The 15,333-nt window shown below is 60.9% G+C and carries 13 protein-coding genes; 7 read left to right on the top strand and 6 right to left on the bottom strand.

Annotated elements, in window-relative coordinates:
* Positions 1–73 precede the first annotated feature (73 nt).
* Positions 74–1,309 (top strand): sterol desaturase family protein, encoded by a 1,236-nt coding sequence (locus FQ192_RS20715; RefSeq protein ID WP_149660211.1) that lies wholly within the window; start codon positions 74–76, stop codon positions 1,307–1,309.
* Here the strand turns inward: FQ192_RS20715 and FQ192_RS20720 are convergent.
* Positions 1,290–1,922, bottom strand: a complete 633-nt coding sequence (locus FQ192_RS20720; RefSeq protein ID WP_149660212.1) for a DedA family protein — start codon at positions 1,920–1,922, stop codon at positions 1,290–1,292. The two genes, FQ192_RS20715 and FQ192_RS20720, sit on opposite strands and share 20 nt — an antisense overlap.
* Before the next feature lie 208 nt (positions 1,923–2,130).
* On the opposite strand from FQ192_RS20720, the gene hemB reads away from it, so the two are divergent.
* Entirely contained in the window at positions 2,131–3,144 is a 1,014-nt protein-coding gene (gene hemB / locus FQ192_RS20725) for a porphobilinogen synthase (protein ID WP_149660213.1), read from the top strand.
* Positions 3,145–3,163: 19 nt separating this feature from the next.
* Complete coding sequence (gene ppk1, locus FQ192_RS20730) at positions 3,164–5,386, top strand: polyphosphate kinase 1 (protein WP_149660214.1); 2,223 nt, start codon at positions 3,164–3,166, stop codon at positions 5,384–5,386.
* A gap of 253 nt (positions 5,387–5,639) precedes the next feature.
* On the opposite strand, the gene ppx is transcribed toward ppk1, so the two are convergent.
* The 5 genes from ppx to FQ192_RS20755 all read right to left on the bottom strand — a co-directional run bounded on the left by ppx (position 5,640) and on the right by FQ192_RS20755 (position 10,196).
* Positions 5,640–7,142: an exopolyphosphatase gene (gene ppx / locus FQ192_RS20735; RefSeq protein WP_149660215.1), complete on the bottom strand. Its 1,503-nt coding sequence runs from the start codon at positions 7,140–7,142 to the stop codon at positions 5,640–5,642.
* Positions 7,143–7,349: 207 nt separating this feature from the next.
* Positions 7,350–8,087: an amino acid ABC transporter ATP-binding protein gene (locus FQ192_RS20740; protein WP_149660216.1), complete on the bottom strand. Its 738-nt coding sequence runs from the start codon at positions 8,085–8,087 to the stop codon at positions 7,350–7,352.
* Complete coding sequence (locus tag FQ192_RS20745; RefSeq protein ID WP_123403923.1) at positions 8,074–8,724, bottom strand: amino acid ABC transporter permease; 651 nt, start codon at positions 8,722–8,724, stop codon at positions 8,074–8,076. Before FQ192_RS20745 ends, FQ192_RS20740 begins: the two co-directional genes overlap by 14 nt.
* Positions 8,721–9,389 carry an amino acid ABC transporter permease gene (locus tag FQ192_RS20750; protein WP_054044658.1) on the bottom strand — a complete coding sequence of 223 codons (669 nt, stop codon included), beginning with the start codon at positions 9,387–9,389 and terminating at the stop codon, positions 8,721–8,723. Before FQ192_RS20750 ends, FQ192_RS20745 begins: the two co-directional genes overlap by 4 nt.
* A 21-nt stretch (positions 9,390–9,410) precedes the next feature.
* Positions 9,411–10,196, bottom strand: coding sequence for a transporter substrate-binding domain-containing protein (locus FQ192_RS20755; RefSeq protein WP_149660217.1), 786 nt, complete (start codon positions 10,194–10,196; stop codon positions 9,411–9,413).
* 256 nt (positions 10,197–10,452) lie between these two features.
* Between FQ192_RS20755 and FQ192_RS20765 the strand changes: the two genes are divergently transcribed.
* From FQ192_RS20765 to FQ192_RS20780, 4 genes are all read left to right on the top strand, one after another.
* The gene (locus FQ192_RS20765) at positions 10,453–11,160 is read left to right on the top strand and encodes a FadR/GntR family transcriptional regulator (RefSeq protein ID WP_149660219.1); all 708 of its coding nucleotides are present in this window, start codon (positions 10,453–10,455) and stop codon (positions 11,158–11,160) included.
* A gap of 120 nt (positions 11,161–11,280) precedes the next feature.
* Positions 11,281–11,610, top strand: a complete 330-nt coding sequence (trxA, locus tag FQ192_RS20770; protein ID WP_003177349.1) for a thioredoxin TrxA — start codon at positions 11,281–11,283, stop codon at positions 11,608–11,610.
* Between the two features lie 242 nt (positions 11,611–11,852).
* Positions 11,853–13,112 carry a transcription termination factor Rho gene (rho, locus tag FQ192_RS20775; RefSeq protein WP_007942421.1) on the top strand — a complete coding sequence of 420 codons (1,260 nt, stop codon included), beginning with the start codon at positions 11,853–11,855 and terminating at the stop codon, positions 13,110–13,112.
* Between the two features lie 149 nt (positions 13,113–13,261).
* A complete protein-coding gene (locus FQ192_RS20780; RefSeq protein ID WP_149660220.1) occupies positions 13,262–15,265 on the top strand; it encodes an acyltransferase family protein in 2,004 nt (667 codons plus the stop codon).
* Positions 15,266–15,333: the final 68 nt, after the last annotated feature.

Below are 15,333 nucleotides of genomic sequence, written 5' to 3' on the forward strand. Positions count from 1 at the left end.
GTCGCGGGTTGCCATAGGGTTAATTCGCGGCGAGGCCTAGGATCAGTCATCACAATTGCCTTCAGGTCGCGTCATGAATTTCATTCTGTATGCGGTGCCGTTTTTCTTCGTGCTGATCGCCGTCGAACTGCTGGCCGACCGTTGGCGCGGGGTGCGCAATTATCGACTGGCCGACGCAATCAACAGCATCAGCACCGGTGTGTTGTCCACCACCACCGGCCTGCTGACCAAGGGCGTGGGGCTGCTGACGTATGCGTTTGCCCTGGAACATCTGGCGCTGTTCAAACTCTCGGGCGACAGCGTCTGGGTCTGGGTATTCGCGTTCGTCCTGTATGACTTTTGCTATTACTGGCTGCACCGCATGGGCCACGAGCGCAACATCCTGTGGGCCGCGCATTCGGTGCATCACCAGAGCGAGGACTACAACCTCTCCACCGCGTTGCGCCAGACCAGCACCGGTTTTCTGCTGAGCTGGATCTTCTACCTGCCCATGGCCGTGCTCGGCGTGCCGTTGCTGGTGTTTGTCAGCGTCGCGGCGCTGAACCTGCTGTATCAATTCTGGGTGCACACCAAACACATTTCCAAGCTTGGCTGGTTCGAGTGGTGCTTCGTCACGCCATCCAATCATCGGGCCCACCATGCACAGAACGCTCTCTACATGGATCGCAACTACGGCGGGGTGTTCATTATTTGGGACCGTCTATTTGGCTCGTTCCAGGAAGAGGACGCCAACGAACCGGTGATTTTTGGCGTGACCACGCCGTTGGCGAGCTGGAATCCGCTGTGGGCCAACCTGCAGTTTTATGCGCAGTTGTGGGATGACGCGAAGCGCGCGCAGAGCAAGTGGGACAAGTTGCGGATCTGGTTCATGCGTACCGGTTGGCGCCCGGCGGACGTGGCGGCCCAGTACCCGATGCACAAGCCGGATCTGAGCCAGTTCCGCAAATTCGAAGTGCCGCTGGACGGGCGCCAGCAGCGGTATGTGGCGTTGCAGTTCGGCGTCTACATCGCGTTGGGCAGCTATTTGATGAACCTGGAACAGAGCCTGCCGGCCGCCGCGTTGCTGCTCGGCTGGAGCGCGATCGCGCTGGGTCTGTTTACCTTGGGCGTGGCCCTGGAGAATCGCCCGTGGGCGTGGAAGCTGGAGCTGCTGCGGCTGGCGTCGAACCTGCCGCTGGTGTGGCTGGCGCCGCTGGTCGGGCTGTGGCCGGCCAGCGCGGTGGGCTGGGCCGGCCTGTTCAGTTACAGCCTGCTCAGCGCCATCGGGCTCTACTGGTGTAGAAACCGCTTCACTCGATTGGCGTCTTAGGCTCGCTGATCCGGGCTTGTTCGGCTTTCAAGGCTTGCTCGTCGGCGTAGATCTTCTTCGCCAGGCGCGCATTCTTGAAGCGCCGGCGCAGCCACAGGCCCAGGCCCAGCACCAGCAGCGCGCCGAGCACCCATAGCTCGTACTTCTTGACGCTGCCCAGCATGCCTTCGAGCACCGCACCGAAGTGATAGGCCGCCGCTGCGAGCGCGGAGGCCCAGACCGCGGCACCAATCCCGTTCAGCAGCAGGTAACGTCCCGGCGGATAACCCGACAGGCCGATCGCCACTGGCATCACCGTGCGCAGGCCGTAGACAAAGCGGAAGCTCAGGACCCAGATGTCCGGGTGCTTGCGGATGTGCTCCAGCGCGCGGTCGCCCATCAATTGCCAGCGCGGTTTGCGCGCCAGCAATTTGCGGCCGTGCTTGCGCCCCAGGAAGTACCACAGCTGATCACCGGCATAACTGCCGAAGAACGCCACGACGACGACCAGATTGATGTCCATGTATCCGCGAAACGCGAGGAAGCCCGCGAGCACCAGGATGGTTTCGCCTTCGAAGAACGTGCCGAGAAAAAGGGCAAAGTAGCCGAAGTCATGCAGAAATTGTTGGAGCATTGTCTGGGTGCTGGCGAAATGAACGCGCAGCCTAACCCTTCGTGCACATTCATGAAAGTGTCCAAATGTGTCTCGACGTGAACAATTCCTACAACGACAATGGAATGCGACTACGTGTCACGGGGATAAGCACAACTGTCATCTGTTCGTCATAATGGCCGCTTATAACTGTCACGCTCGCCTGCCAGCGCGGGCTCAGGAGTCTGCCGTGAGCTTTACCCCCGCCAACCGTTTGTTTCCTGCTACCCGCCTGCGTCGCAACCGTCGTGATGAATTCTCGCGTCGACTGGTCCGTGAAAACGTCCTGACCGTCGATGACCTGATCCTGCCGGTGTTCGTGCTGGACGGTGAAAACCGTCGCGAAGCGGTGGCGTCGATGCCGGGCGTGGAACGCCTGACCATCGATCTGTTGCTGGAAGAAGCGGCGAAGTGGGTCGAGCTGGGGATTCCGGCAGTGGCGCTGTTCCCGGTCACGCCACCAGAACTCAAGTCGCTGGACGCCGCCGAAGCCTGGAACCCGGACGGCATCGCCCAGCGCGCCACCCGCGCCCTGCGTGATCGCTTCCCGGAACTGGGTGTGATCACCGACGTCGCCCTGGACCCGTTCACCACCCACGGCCAGGACGGTATCCTCGACGAAGAAGGCTACGTGCAGAACGACATCACCGTCGATGCGCTGGTCAAACAGGCGCTGTCCCACGCCGCAGCCGGCGCCCAGGTGGTGGCCCCGTCGGACATGATGGACGGGCGTATCCAGGCGATCCGCGAAGCCCTTGAGCTGGCCGATCACGTCAATGTGCGGATCATGGCCTACTCGGCGAAGTACGCCAGCGCCTATTACGGCCCGTTCCGCGATGCAGTCGGTTCGGCGCTGAACCTGGGCAAGGCCAACAAGGCCTCCTACCAGATGGACCCGGCCAACGGCAACGAAGCCCTGCACGAAGTGGCGGCGGACTTGTCAGAAGGCGCGGATATGGTCATGGTCAAGCCAGGCATGCCGTATCTGGACATCCTTTACCGGGTCAAAGAAGAATTCAAAGTGCCGACGTTTGTTTACCAAGTCAGCGGCGAATACGCCATGCACATGGCGGCGATCCAGAATGGCTGGTTGAGCGAAGGGGTTATTCTCGAATCCCTGACCGCTTTTAAACGTGCAGGCGCAGATGGCATCCTCACTTACTTTGCCGTGCGCGCTGCCCAATTGTTACGAGAGCAAAAATAAGCCCTCCCAGGAACATTCCATGAATACCGAAGGACTCACTGAAGTTGCCGTAAAAGAGGCTCAGCCCGTGGTGGAGCAAATCGACGAAACCCCGCCGGACGTAGAGCCAGCTCCCGCCGCGGTGGTGACCGAACCCGCCGTCGCGGCGCCGGCGATTGCCATCCCCGGCCTGGATGACAGCAGCCTGTACATCCATCGCGAGCTCTCGCAACTGCAGTTCAACATCCGCGTGCTGGAACAGGCGCTGGATGAGTCCTACCCGTTGCTGGAGCGGCTGAAATTCCTGCTGATCTTCTCCAGCAACCTGGACGAGTTCTTCGAGATTCGCGTGGCCGGCCTGAAGAAGCAGATCACCTTCGCCCGTGAACAGGCCGGCGCCGATGGTCTGCAACCGCATCAGGCCCTGGCCCGGATCAGCGAACTGGTGCACGGTCACGTCGACCGCCAGTACGCGATCCTCAACGACATTCTGTTGCCGGAACTGGAGAAACATCAGGTCCGCTTCATCCGTCGTCGTCACTGGACGACCAAGATCAAAACCTGGGTCCGTCGTTATTTCCGCGACGAGATCGCGCCGATCATCACCCCGATCGGCCTGGACCCGACGCACCCGTTCCCGTTGCTGGTGAACAAGAGCCTGAACTTCATCGTCGAGCTGGAAGGCATCGATGCCTTCGGTCGCGACTCCGGTCTGGCGATCATCCCGGCGCCGCGTCTGCTGCCGCGCGTCATCAAGTTGCCGGAAGAGGTGGGCGGCGCAGGCGACAACTACGTGTTCCTGTCGTCGATGATCCATGCGCACGCCGATGACCTGTTCCAGGGCATGAAGGTCAAGGGCTGCTACCAGTTCCGCCTGACCCGAAACGCCGACCTCGCCGTCGACACCGAAGACGTGGAAGACCTGGCCCGCGCCCTGCGCGGCGAGTTGTTCTCCCGTCGCTACGGTGACGCGGTGCGTCTGGAAGTGGCCGACACCTGTCCGAAACACCTGTCCGACTACTTGCTCAAGCAGTTCAACCTGCACGAGACCGAGCTGTATCAGGTCAATGGTCCGGTCAACCTGACCCGCCTGTTCAGCATCACCGGTCTGGACAGCCAGCGAGCGCTGCAATACACGCCGTTCACCCCGCAGATCCCGAAACTGCTGCAAAACAGCGAGAACATCTTCAGCGTGATCAGCAAGCAGGACATCCTGCTGCTGCACCCGTTCGAGTCCTTCACTCCAGTGGTCGATCTGCTGCGCCAGGCGGCCAAGGACCCGCATGTATTGGCGGTCCGTCAGACCCTGTACCGCTCCGGCGCCAATTCGGAAATCGTCGATGCACTGGTCGACGCGGCGCGTAACGGCAAGGAAGTCACCGCGGTGATCGAATTGCGCGCGCGGTTCGACGAAGAGTCCAACCTGCAACTGGCCAGCCGTCTGCAAGCGGCCGGTGCGGTGGTGATTTACGGCGTGGTCGGCTTCAAGACCCACGCCAAGATGATGCTGATCCTGCGTCGCGAGGCCGGCGAAATCGTGCGTTACGCGCACTTGGGCACCGGCAACTACCACGCGGCCAACGCCCGTCTGTACACCGACTACAGCTTGCTGACCTCCGACGACGCCTTGTGCGAAGACGTCGGCAAACTGTTCAGCCAGTTGATCGGCATGGGCAAGACCCTGCGCATGAAGAAGTTGCTGCACGCGCCGTTCACGCTGAAGAAGGGCATGCTCGACATGATTGCCCGGGAAACCCAGTTCGCCCTCGACGGCAAACCGGCGCACATCATTGCCAAGTTCAACTCGCTGACCGATCCGAAGATCATCCGCGCGCTGTACAAGGCCAGTCAGTCGGGTGTGCGCATCGATCTGGTGGTGCGTGGCATGTGTTGCCTGCGTCCGGGCATTGCCGGGGTTTCGCACAACATCCACGTGCGCTCGATCATCGGTCGCTTCCTGGAACACACCCGGGTGTTCTACTTCCTCAACGGCGGCGAAGAGCAGATGTTCCTCTCCAGCGCCGACTGGATGGAGCGCAACCTCGACAAGCGCGTCGAGACGTGCTTCCCGGTGGAAGGCAAGAAGCTGATCATGCGGGTCAAGAAAGAGCTGGAGCTTTATCTGACCGATAACACGCATAGCTGGAGCTTGCAGGCGGACGGGCGCTACATTCGCAACACCCCGACCGGCAACCAGAACCCGCGCAGTGCCCAGGCGACGTTGCTGGAGCGGTTGGGCAGTCCGATTCTGGCGGTTCGCTAACGCGCCAAACCCTGTCGGAGCGGGCCTTTGTGGCGAGGGGGCTTGCCCCCGTTGGGTCGCGAAGCGGCCCTAAAATCCGCAATCGCGGTGTATCAGGTACATCGCGTGTAATGTTCTACGACTGCTACGCAGCCGAACGGGGGCAAGCCCCCTCGCCACAAAGGCCCGCTCCCACAGGGAGGGAGTCGCCTGCCGAATGGCAGGCACAAAAAAGGCCTTCCGCAGAAGGCCTTTTTCAATTTCAGTGCACGTTTCAGCGCACGTTCAGGGTGAACCCGACGCGCGTCAGCCATTCCGCTTCCAGGGCGAAGTCGGCCTGGGTCAGCTGGTTTTCGTCCAGCCAGTTTTCCGGGAACAACACATCGAGGCTGTCGCCGTTGGCGCGCAGGATGACCTGAGGCATTTCCTGGGTGCCGCGGATGTGGTGGAACAGGATCGCAAAGCGCAGCAGCACGCACAGGCGAATCAGCTTGCTGCCATCGCTGCCGAACTCGGCAAATTTGTCCTTGGGGATATTGCGGCGGTGACCGCGTACCAGCAGCGCGAGCATTTGCTGGTCTTCGCGAGAGAAGCCGGCCAGGTCCGAGTGCTCGATCAGGTAGGCGCCGTGCTTGTGGTAGTGATAGTGGGCGATGTCCAGGCCGACTTCATGGACCTTGGCGGCCCAGCCCAGCAGTTCGCGCCAGACGCCGTCGTCCAGGTCCCAGTCCTCGGCCACTTGATCGAAGGCATGCAGGGCCTTGCGTTCAACCCGCGCCGCTTGTTCCAGATCGACGTGATAACGCTCCATCAACGAGCTGAGGGTGCGCTCACGGACGTCTTCGTGATGATGACGGCCCAGCAGGTCGTAGAGCACGCCTTCACGCAGGGCGCCTTCACAGTGGTCCATGCGTTGCAGTTCGAGGGCATCGAAGATCGCTTCGAGAATCGCCAGACCGGCCGGGAAAATCGCGCGGCGGTCAGGCTTGATGCCTTCGAAGTCGATTTTCTCGACATCACCCAGCTTCATCAATTTGCGCTTGAGCCAGGCCAGGCCCTGGGCATTCACTTCGCCGGTACCGTGCCCGCCAGCCTTCAGCGCCAGGCCGATGGCGCGGATGGTGCCCGAGGAGCCGATGGCTTCATCCCAGGTCAGGCGGTGCAGGGCGTGCTCGATGCTCATGATCTCCAACCGTGCCGCGGTGTACGCCTGGGCGTAACGGGCCGGGGTGACCTTGCCATCTTTGAAGTAACGCTGGGTGTAGCTGACGCAACCCATTTGCAGGCTTTCGCGCAGCAGCGGCTCGAAGCGCTGGCCGATGATGAATTCGGTACTGCCACCGCCGATGTCGGCCACCAGGCGCTTGCCCGGGGTGTCGGCGAGGGTGTGGGAGACGCCGAGGTAGATCAGGCGCGCTTCTTCACGGCCGGAGATGACTTCCACCGGGTGGCCGAGGATTTCTTCGGCGCGGCGGATGAATTCGCCACGGTTGCGGGCTTCACGCAGGGCGTTGGTGCCGACGATGCGCACGGCGCCGGGGGGCATACCGTTGATCAGTTGGGCAAAACGCTTGAGGCAATCAAGCCCGCGCTGCATGGATTCTTCGTTGAGCTGGCGCTCGTCGTCGATGCCGGCGGCCAGTTGGACCTTTTCGCCGAGGCGCTCAAGAATACGGATTTCGCCGTTCTGGGCCTTGGCCACGACCATGTGAAAGCTGTTGGAGCCCAGGTCGATTGCGGCGATCAGGGACAGATTCTTGGCTTGGGATTGCGGCATGGTCAGGGGGGTCTCGGTCGATAACCCCGACATCGTGCCACGATCAAACGCTGACGCCAACGCGTACGGCGCAAAGCCTTGATCCAGAGCACCCGAGTCCGATCGTTCCCACGCTCGGCGTGGGAATGCCTCAAGGGACGCTCTGCGTTCCAGTGGGACGCGGAGCGTCCCGGGCTGTATTCCCACGCGGGAGCGTGGGAACGATCGTTAACCGGCGGCTCCCACCGTGCCGATAAAATTCGCCAGCTCCGCCGTTTGCGGATTGGCGAACAACAGCTTCGGATCCCCCACCTCATGCACCTTGCCCTGATGCATGAACACCAACTTATCCCCCACCTCCCGGGCAAAACGCATCTCGTGGGTGACCATGATCAACGTCATGCCTTCCTTGGCCAGTTGCCGGACCACGCTCAGCACTTCATTGACCAGTTCCGGGTCCAGCGCCGAGGTGATCTCGTCGCACAGCAACACCTTGGGCGACATCGCCAGGGCCCGGGCAATCGCCACGCGCTGTTGCTGGCCGCCGGACAGTCGATCCGGGAACGCATCAAATTTTTCCCCCAGGCCGACCCGTTCCAGCATCGCTTTTGCCAGCTCTTTAGCTTTCGCCTTGGGCACTTTCTGCACCACCTGCGGCGCGAGCATCACGTTCTCGCCCACGGTCAGGTGCGGAAACAGGTTGAACTGCTGGAACACCATCCCGACCTTCTGCCGCAAGCTGCGCAGGTCGGCGCGGGCGGCGTCGAGGTATTCGCCGTCGACTTCGATCACGCCGTCGTTGATCGACTCCAAACCATTCAAGGTACGGAGCAAGGTGGATTTGCCCGAGCCACTGCGACCGATGATCGCCACCACCTGGCCTTCCTCGACACTCAGGTCGATGCCTTTGAGCACATGGTGGTCGCCGTAATATTTATGCAGGGCCGAAATTCTAAGCAGAGGCATGCAGTCTCCTTTCCAGGTAGCGCGCACTGAGGGACAAGGGGTAGCAGAGCAAAAAGTAACCAAGGGCGACCAGGCCGTAGACCATGAACGGTTCAAACGTGGCGTTGGCCAACATGCCGCCGGTCTTGGTCAGTTCGGTGAAGCCGATGATCGAGGTGACGGCGGTGCCTTTGACCACTTGCACCGAGAAACCCACGGTCGGCGCCACGGCGATGCGCAGGGCTTGCGGCAGGATCACGTAGCGCAATTGCTCCAGCGGGTTCAGCGCCAGGCTCGATGAGGCTTCCCACTGGCCATTGGGGATCGAATCGACGCAACCGCGCCAGATCTCCGCGAGATAGGCGCTGGTGAACAGCGTCAATGCCACCGCCGCCGCCATCCACGGCGAAATCTCCACCCCGGCCAACGCCACGCCGAAGAACACCAGGAACAGCTGCATCAGCAGCGGCGTGCCCTGGAACAGTTCGATGTAGGTGCGGGCGAAGCTGCGGGGAAAGGTCTTTTTCGAGATGCGCATGACCATGACCAGCAAACCAATCACGCCACCGCCGATAAACGCCACCAGCGACAACGCCAGGGTCCATTGCAGGCCCGTGAGCAGGTTGCGCACCACGTCCCAGAAGGTGAAATCGCTCATTGGCTGCTCCGTGAAATGTAGCGCCGGCCAATCCAGTTCAATAGCTGGCGAATCATCAGCGCCATGCACAGGTAGATCAGCGTGGTCAGGGCGTAGGTTTCAAAGGCGCGGAAGTTGCGCGACTGAATGAAGTTGGCGGCGAAGCTCAACTCTTCGGTGGCGATCTGCGAGCACACCGCCGAGCCGAGCATGACGATGATGATCTGGCTGCTCAGCGCCGGCCACACCTTGCCCAGCGCCGGCAGCAACACCACGTGGCGAAAGGCTTCGAAGCGGCTCATCGCCAACGCGGCAGCGGCTTCCAGCTGGCCACGGGGAATCGCTTGAATGCCGGCGCGAATGATTTCAGTCGAATAAGCCCCGAGGTTGATCACCATCGCCAGCACCGCCGCCTGCCATTCGGAAATCTGCACGCCGAGCGAAGGCAGGCCGAAGAAGATGAAAAACAACTGCACCAGGAACGGCGTGTTGCGGATCAACTCGACGTAGACCCCAAAGATTGCCGAGAACGGGCGGATGTTCCATGCCCGCACCAGCGCCCCGACAATGCCAAGGCCCACGCCGAACACGGCGCCTATGGCCGTCAGTTCAAGGGTGAACAGCGCACCGCGCAGCAACAGGTCGGTGTTTTGCACCACCGGTAGAAAATCGAACTGGTAAGCCATGTTTAGTCTCCTGCGCGGCGATCAGAGATCGGCCGGCAGCGGCTCTTTGAGCCAGGTCATGGCGTTCTTTTCCAGCGAACCGTCGGTCTTGGCGGTGGCGATGATCTGGTTGACCTTGTCCAGCAACGCCGCTTCGTTCTTGTTCACGCCGACGTAGACCGGCGAATCCTTGAGCTTCACTTTCAGCGCCGGCACGCGTTTCGGGTTTTTCTCGCTGATCGCCACCATCACCACGTTGCCGCTGGCGATCAGGTCGACCTGGCCGGCGAGGTAGGCGGCGATGGTCGAGTTGTTGTCTTCGAAGCGCTTGATGGTCACGCCTTCGGGGGCGACTTTGGTCAGCTCGATGTCTTCGATGGCGCCACGGGTGACGCTGATGGTCTTGCCCTTGAGGTCGTCCAGGGTTTTGATCGCCGCGTCTGGCGGGCCGAACACGGCGAGGTAGAACGGTGCGTAGGCGCTGGAGAAGTCGATGACTTTCTCCCGCTCAGGGTTCTTGCCGAGGCTGGAAATCACCAGGTCGACCTTGCCGGTGGTCAGGAACGGAATGCGGTTGGTGCTGTTGACCGGGGTCAGTTCGAGTTTGACCTTGAGCTGGTCGGCCAGCAGTTTGGCGGTGTCGATGTCCAGGCCCCGGGGTTTCATGTCCGGGCCGACCGAACCGAACGGCGGGAAGTCCTGGGGCACGGCGACCTTGAGGGTGCCGCGCTTGACCACATCCTCCAGACCGTCGGCGTGGGCGGGTGCCTGGCTCAGCATCAGGCTGGCAAACAGGGCGGCGAGGAGGGCGCTGTAACGCTGGGTCATGGCAAATCTCCGAATCGGCGGGAAGTGATTTCTGCGGTTCGACAGAGCACGGGGCATGCCAACATCGGGCTTCTGGGGCGGCAGGCCACGGGTTTGCTGGGGTTGCTCGGTCTTACTGGTCTGAACAGTCAGGTCCGGTTTCGCACCCCGATAGCGCATCGCCGTTGCTCGCCGAACCCCGGTGGGGCACGACTTGCCGGGCGCGGCGAATAGCTTTACAACTAGCCGCTCATTGGCCTGGTTCGTCCGAAAAACCATGAACTCGATCTCTCGCGCCGTACCTGAAGTGGCGCTGCAAGCCATCCGCAAACTGATCACCGAACAAGGCTTCGGGGCGGGGGATGCCTTGCCCTCGCAACGGGACCTGGCGGTGCAATTGGGGGTTAGCCGGGCGTCGTTGCGTGAGGCGTTGTCGTCCCTGAGTGCGCTGGGGGTGATCAGCATTCAACCGGGCAAGGGTGTGTTCGTGCAGGCGCCGGTGGAGTTGCCGCGAGGTGATGCGGCGGCCAGTTGGCCGTTCGCGGCCCAGGCTTCGCCGCTGGATATTTTTCAGTTGCGCTATGCCCTGGAAGGTTTTGCGGCGGGGCTGGCGGCGGTGACGTTGAGCACGTTTGATCTCGATGCCCTGGAAGACAACGTCGCCGCCATGCGTACCGAACTGAAGGCCGGCGACTTCGATGCCGCCGCTCGTTTGGACTTCGACTTTCACCGGCGCATCCTGCTGGCCAGTGGTAATCAGGCGATGCTGAGCATCCTCACCGCCAGCGCCGACATCTTTCTGGAGAGCCAGAAGCTACCGTTCATCCGGGCCGAGCGGGCCATGGAAACCTGGCAGGAGCACCGCAAGATCCTCCGCGCACTGGCGCGCCGGGCGTCCGGGGCGGCACAGAAGGCGATGCAGGAACATGTACGCAATGCCGCACTGCGCACCGGAATTGCCTTCGTCGCCCCCGCCACCTCCTGACTTGAGCTATACCCAAACTCATGCGCCACCATAGCGAGACTCAATCATCTGCACCTTCCTGAACGAGGGAAGGACGGCTATGATGGGCCACGTTTTTTTGCTTACAACCTGGAGACTTCCATGAGCAGCGATCTTATCAAACACGTTAGCGACGCTAGCTTCGAGGCCGACGTACTCAAGGCCGAAGGCGCTGTACTGGTCGACTACTGGGCTGAATGGTGCGGCCCTTGCAAAATGATCGCTCCTGTCCTGGACGAAATTGCTGAAACGTACAAAGGCAAGCTGACCATTGCCAAACTGAACATCGATGAAAACCAGGAAACCCCGGCCAAGCACGGCGTGCGCGGTATCCCGACCCTGATGCTGTTCAAGAACGGCAACGTGGAAGCGACCAAGGTTGGCGCGCTGTCCAAGTCGCAACTGGCTGCATTCCTCGACGCCAACATCTAAGTCGGCGACGTTGTAAGAAAAGCCCCGCATATTGCGGGGCTTTTTGCGTATTCAGGGCTAGACGCTCCGAAACTCAGGTGGTACATTCGGCCCCGCACTGGTTTCTCCACTGCCCCCTGCTAGCCGTCGCCGACGCACTCCTTTTCGAATAAGTACGCGATCCTGTCGCCTTCTCTGCGGCGCGGCCTCATTAAGCCAAAAGCTTAATTTCCCCCCTCCATAAATGATTACGTCATTCCTATATGAATCTGACTGAACTCAAGCAAAAGCCGATTACCGAACTGCTCGAATTGGCCGAACAGATGGGCATAGAAAATATGGCCCGTTCGCGCAAGCAGGACGTGATTTTCTCCCTGCTCAAAAAGCACGCGAAAAGCGGCGAGGAAATCTCCGGTGATGGCGTGCTGGAGATTCTCCAGGACGGCTTCGGCTTCCTCCGCTCTGCTGACGCTTCCTATCTCGCCGGCCCAGACGATATCTACGTCTCGCCGAGCCAGATCCGTCGCTTCAACTTGCGCACCGGTGACACCATCGTTGGCAAGATCCGCCCTCCCAAGGAAGGCGAGCGTTATTTCGCACTGCTCAAGGTCGACACGATCAACTACGATCGTCCCGAGAACGCGAAAAACAAGATTCTCTTCGAGAACCTGACCCCGCTGTTCCCGACCGTGCGCATGAAGATGGAAGCCGGCAACGGTTCCACCGAAGACTTGACCGGTCGTGTCATCGACCTGTGCGCCCCGATCGGCAAAGGCCAGCGCGGTCTGATCGTTGCACCGCCCAAAGCCGGTAAAACGATCATGCTGCAGAACATCGCAGCGAACATCGCACGTAACAATCCTGAAGTTCACCTGATCGTGCTGCTGATCGATGAGCGTCCGGAAGAAGTCACCGAAATGCAGCGCACCGTGCGCGGCGAAGTGGTTGCCTCGACGTTCGATGAGCCGCCAACCCGCCACGTGCAGGTTGCCGAAATGGTGATCGAGAAGGCCAAGCGCCTGGTCGAACACAAGAAAGACGTGGTGATCCTGCTCGACTCCATCACCCGTCTGGCTCGCGCCTACAACACCGTGATCCCGAGCTCCGGCAAAGTGCTCACCGGTGGTGTCGATGCCCACGCCCTGGAGAAACCGAAACGTTTCTTCGGCGCTGCACGGAACATCGAAGAGGGCGGCTCGCTGACCATCATCGCCACCGCGCTGGTTGAAACCGGCTCGAAAATGGACGAAGTGATCTACGAGGAATTCAAAGGCACCGGCAACATGGAACTGCCTCTGGATCGCCGCATCGCTGAAAAACGCGTGTTCCCGGCCATCAACATCAACCGTTCCGGCACCCGCCGCGAAGAGTTGCTGACCGCGGACGACGAGTTGCAGCGCATGTGGATCCTGCGCAAGCTGCTGCACCCGATGGACGAAATCGCTGCCATCGAGTTCCTGGTCGACAAGCTGAAAACGACCAAGACCAACGACGAGTTCTTCTTGTCGATGAAGCGTAAGTAAGACGGTTTTTTAACCGCTAAAAATGGCGTCCTTCGGGGCGCCATTTTTTTTGCAAAAAAAAAAGGAAGGATTACGACTAGGGTTGGTCAGTACAGAAACGAAATGGGTCGACGAACCCAGAACTTCAATCTGACTGGCATTTTCTGTTTATGAGCACTCTTGCTTATCGAAGGGATATAGACGGCTTGCGGGCAATCGCCGTGATCGCGGTCGTGTTGTTCCATTTTGGCGTTCCTGGCTTTACCGGCGGCTTTGTCGGTGTCGACGTGTTCTTTGTGATATCCGGTTACCTGATTACTTCGATCATCTGGAACCAGCGCCAGGCCGGGCGTTTCAGCTTTGTCGATTTCTGGGCGCGACGTGCCCGGCGGATCCTGCCGGCGCTGTTTGTGATGATTGCTGCGGTGCTGGCAGTGGGCTGGTTCCTGATGGCACCCAAGGACTATGAAGAACTGGGGCGCTCGGTGCGCTACCAGGTGATGTTCGTCTCCAACATCCTGTTCATGCGCCAGGACGGTTACTTCGATGTGGCGTCCGACCTCAAGCCATTGCTGCACACGTGGTCGCTGGCGGTTGAAGAGCAGTTCTACATTGTCTTCCCGCTGCTGCTGACCTTGTTGTCGAGCCGCCTCAAGCATTGGCGGCTGGCGTTGTTCGGTGTGTTGCTGGTGTCGTTCGGGCTCAGCGTCTGGGCCGTGGCGCACCACCCTGAGAAAGCCTTTTTTCTGTTGCCGATGCGTGCCTGGGAGCTATTGGCTGGCGCGATGCTGGCGGTCGCGCCACGCGGTCACTGGCGCCTGACGGCGACCGGCGCTCAAGTCGTCAGCCTGTTTGGCTTCGGTCTGATCCTGCTGGCGGTGTTTGCCTACGATAAAAGCACGCCATTCCCCGGCGCGGCGGCGTTGTTGCCGACCCTCGGCGTGGTCACGTTGATCTGGGCCAATGGTCATAGGCAAACGCTGGTCGGTGGACTGCTGGCCAGTCGTGTGCTGGTCGGCCTCGGCCTGATTTCCTATTCCTGGTACCTGTGGCATTGGCCGGTCTTTGTCTTCGCCAGCTATGCCAGTGTCGAGGAGCCGGGGCTGGTGGATACCGCCGGTTTGATTCTGCTCACGCTGCTGCTCGGTTACCTGTCGTGGCGCTTCGTCGAGACACCGTTCCGCGAGCGCCGCTTGTTGGCCGGCCGCCGGCAGATCCTGATCGCGGCCGGTTGTGGCGTGGTGGTCCTCGGTCTGGCCGGTCAAGCGCTGCGCTGGACCGATGGCTTGCCTTCGCGCCTGTCTGATCAAGCTTTGCAATACGCCAAAGGCAAGGAGTGGCGGCCCGAACTGATGCGCTGCCTGGCCGATGATAAGACCCCTGACGACAAACTCTTTTGTCATTACGGGAAGCTTGCACCGAGCTCTACAAAGGCCTTGGTCTGGGGCGACAGTCACGCCACGGCGCTGATTCCGGTGTTCGATGATGGCGCGCAAAAGCATGGTGTCAGCGTGATTCTCGCCAGTTCTCCCGGCTGCATTCCGGTTGAAGGGCTTGAACACGATCAGCGATGTGCCCGTTTCAATCGTCGAGTCGAAGGGGCGTTGAAGCCGCAAGCAGTGGGCGACGTGGTGCTGGTCGCGCGTTGGAGCCTGTATCTCTATGGCGATGTGAAAGGCGATCTCGGGCACGTGCTGCGCGATACCCATGGCCGTTATGACCGCGCCACCGCCGAGCAACGCCTGGCTGACGGCTTGCAGGCGACCGTCCGGCAACTGCGTGAGGGCGGGCATCGCGTCTGGCTGGTCAAGGAGGCGCCGTTGCAGCAGTTCAGCCCGCCTTATCGCCTGACGCGCCTGGCCATGTTGCACCGACCGACGGATGACGTGGGTCTGGCGGTGACCGAACACTTCAAGCGCCAGGCGTTCATCAGCCAGTTGTTCGCGCAAATAGCCGCTGCCAATTCGGGGGTGAGCGTGGTGGACCCGGCGCCGTTGCTGTGTGATGACGCGGGACTTTGCCGGGTCGAGCGCGACGGCCATTCGCTGTATACCGACGACAATCACCTGTCGGAGATCGGCGCACGGTTCGTGGCGCCGGTGCTTGAGCCACTGTTCAAGCGCTTGCAGGCCCAGGCCACACTCGGCAATGGCAGCGTGAATGCGGCCAAGTAAGCAGCGATAAGCTGCCAGCGGCCGGCAGAGCAGGTAGGATGTACGCCTATTTTACGGGTGCCATCATC

Origin of the sequence: Pseudomonas sp. ANT_J12 (assembly GCF_008370045.1) — a bacterium.
Classification (GTDB): Bacteria; Pseudomonadota; Gammaproteobacteria; order Pseudomonadales; family Pseudomonadaceae; genus Aquipseudomonas.

Bases quoted from the DNA above. Each gene is read 5' to 3' on its own strand.
- FQ192_RS20765 (WP_149660219.1), top strand. From the start codon at position 10,453: ATGAACTCGATCTCTCGCGCCGTACCTGAAGTGGCGCTGCAAGCCATC.
- FQ192_RS20745 (WP_123403923.1), bottom strand. From the start codon at position 8,724: ATGAGCGATTTCACCTTCTGGGACGTGGTGCGCAACCTGCTCACGGGC.
- FQ192_RS20755 (WP_149660217.1), bottom strand. From the start codon at position 10,196: ATGACCCAGCGTTACAGCGCCCTCCTCGCCGCCCTGTTTGCCAGCCTG.
- FQ192_RS20750 (WP_054044658.1), bottom strand. From the start codon at position 9,389: ATGGCTTACCAGTTCGATTTTCTACCGGTGGTGCAAAACACCGACCTG.
- FQ192_RS20715 (WP_149660211.1), top strand. From the start codon at position 74: ATGAATTTCATTCTGTATGCGGTGCCGTTTTTCTTCGTGCTGATCGCC.
- FQ192_RS20740 (WP_149660216.1), bottom strand. From the start codon at position 8,087: ATGCCTCTGCTTAGAATTTCGGCCCTGCATAAATATTACGGCGACCAC.
- ppx (WP_149660215.1), bottom strand. From the start codon at position 7,142: ATGCCGCAATCCCAAGCCAAGAATCTGTCCCTGATCGCCGCAATCGAC.
- trxA (WP_003177349.1), top strand. From the start codon at position 11,281: ATGAGCAGCGATCTTATCAAACACGTTAGCGACGCTAGCTTCGAGGCC.
- ppk1 (WP_149660214.1), top strand. From the start codon at position 3,164: ATGAATACCGAAGGACTCACTGAAGTTGCCGTAAAAGAGGCTCAGCCC.
- rho (WP_007942421.1), top strand. From the start codon at position 11,853: ATGAATCTGACTGAACTCAAGCAAAAGCCGATTACCGAACTGCTCGAA.
- FQ192_RS20720 (WP_149660212.1), bottom strand. From the start codon at position 1,922: ATGCTCCAACAATTTCTGCATGACTTCGGCTACTTTGCCCTTTTTCTC.
- FQ192_RS20780 (WP_149660220.1), top strand. From the start codon at position 13,262: ATGAGCACTCTTGCTTATCGAAGGGATATAGACGGCTTGCGGGCAATC.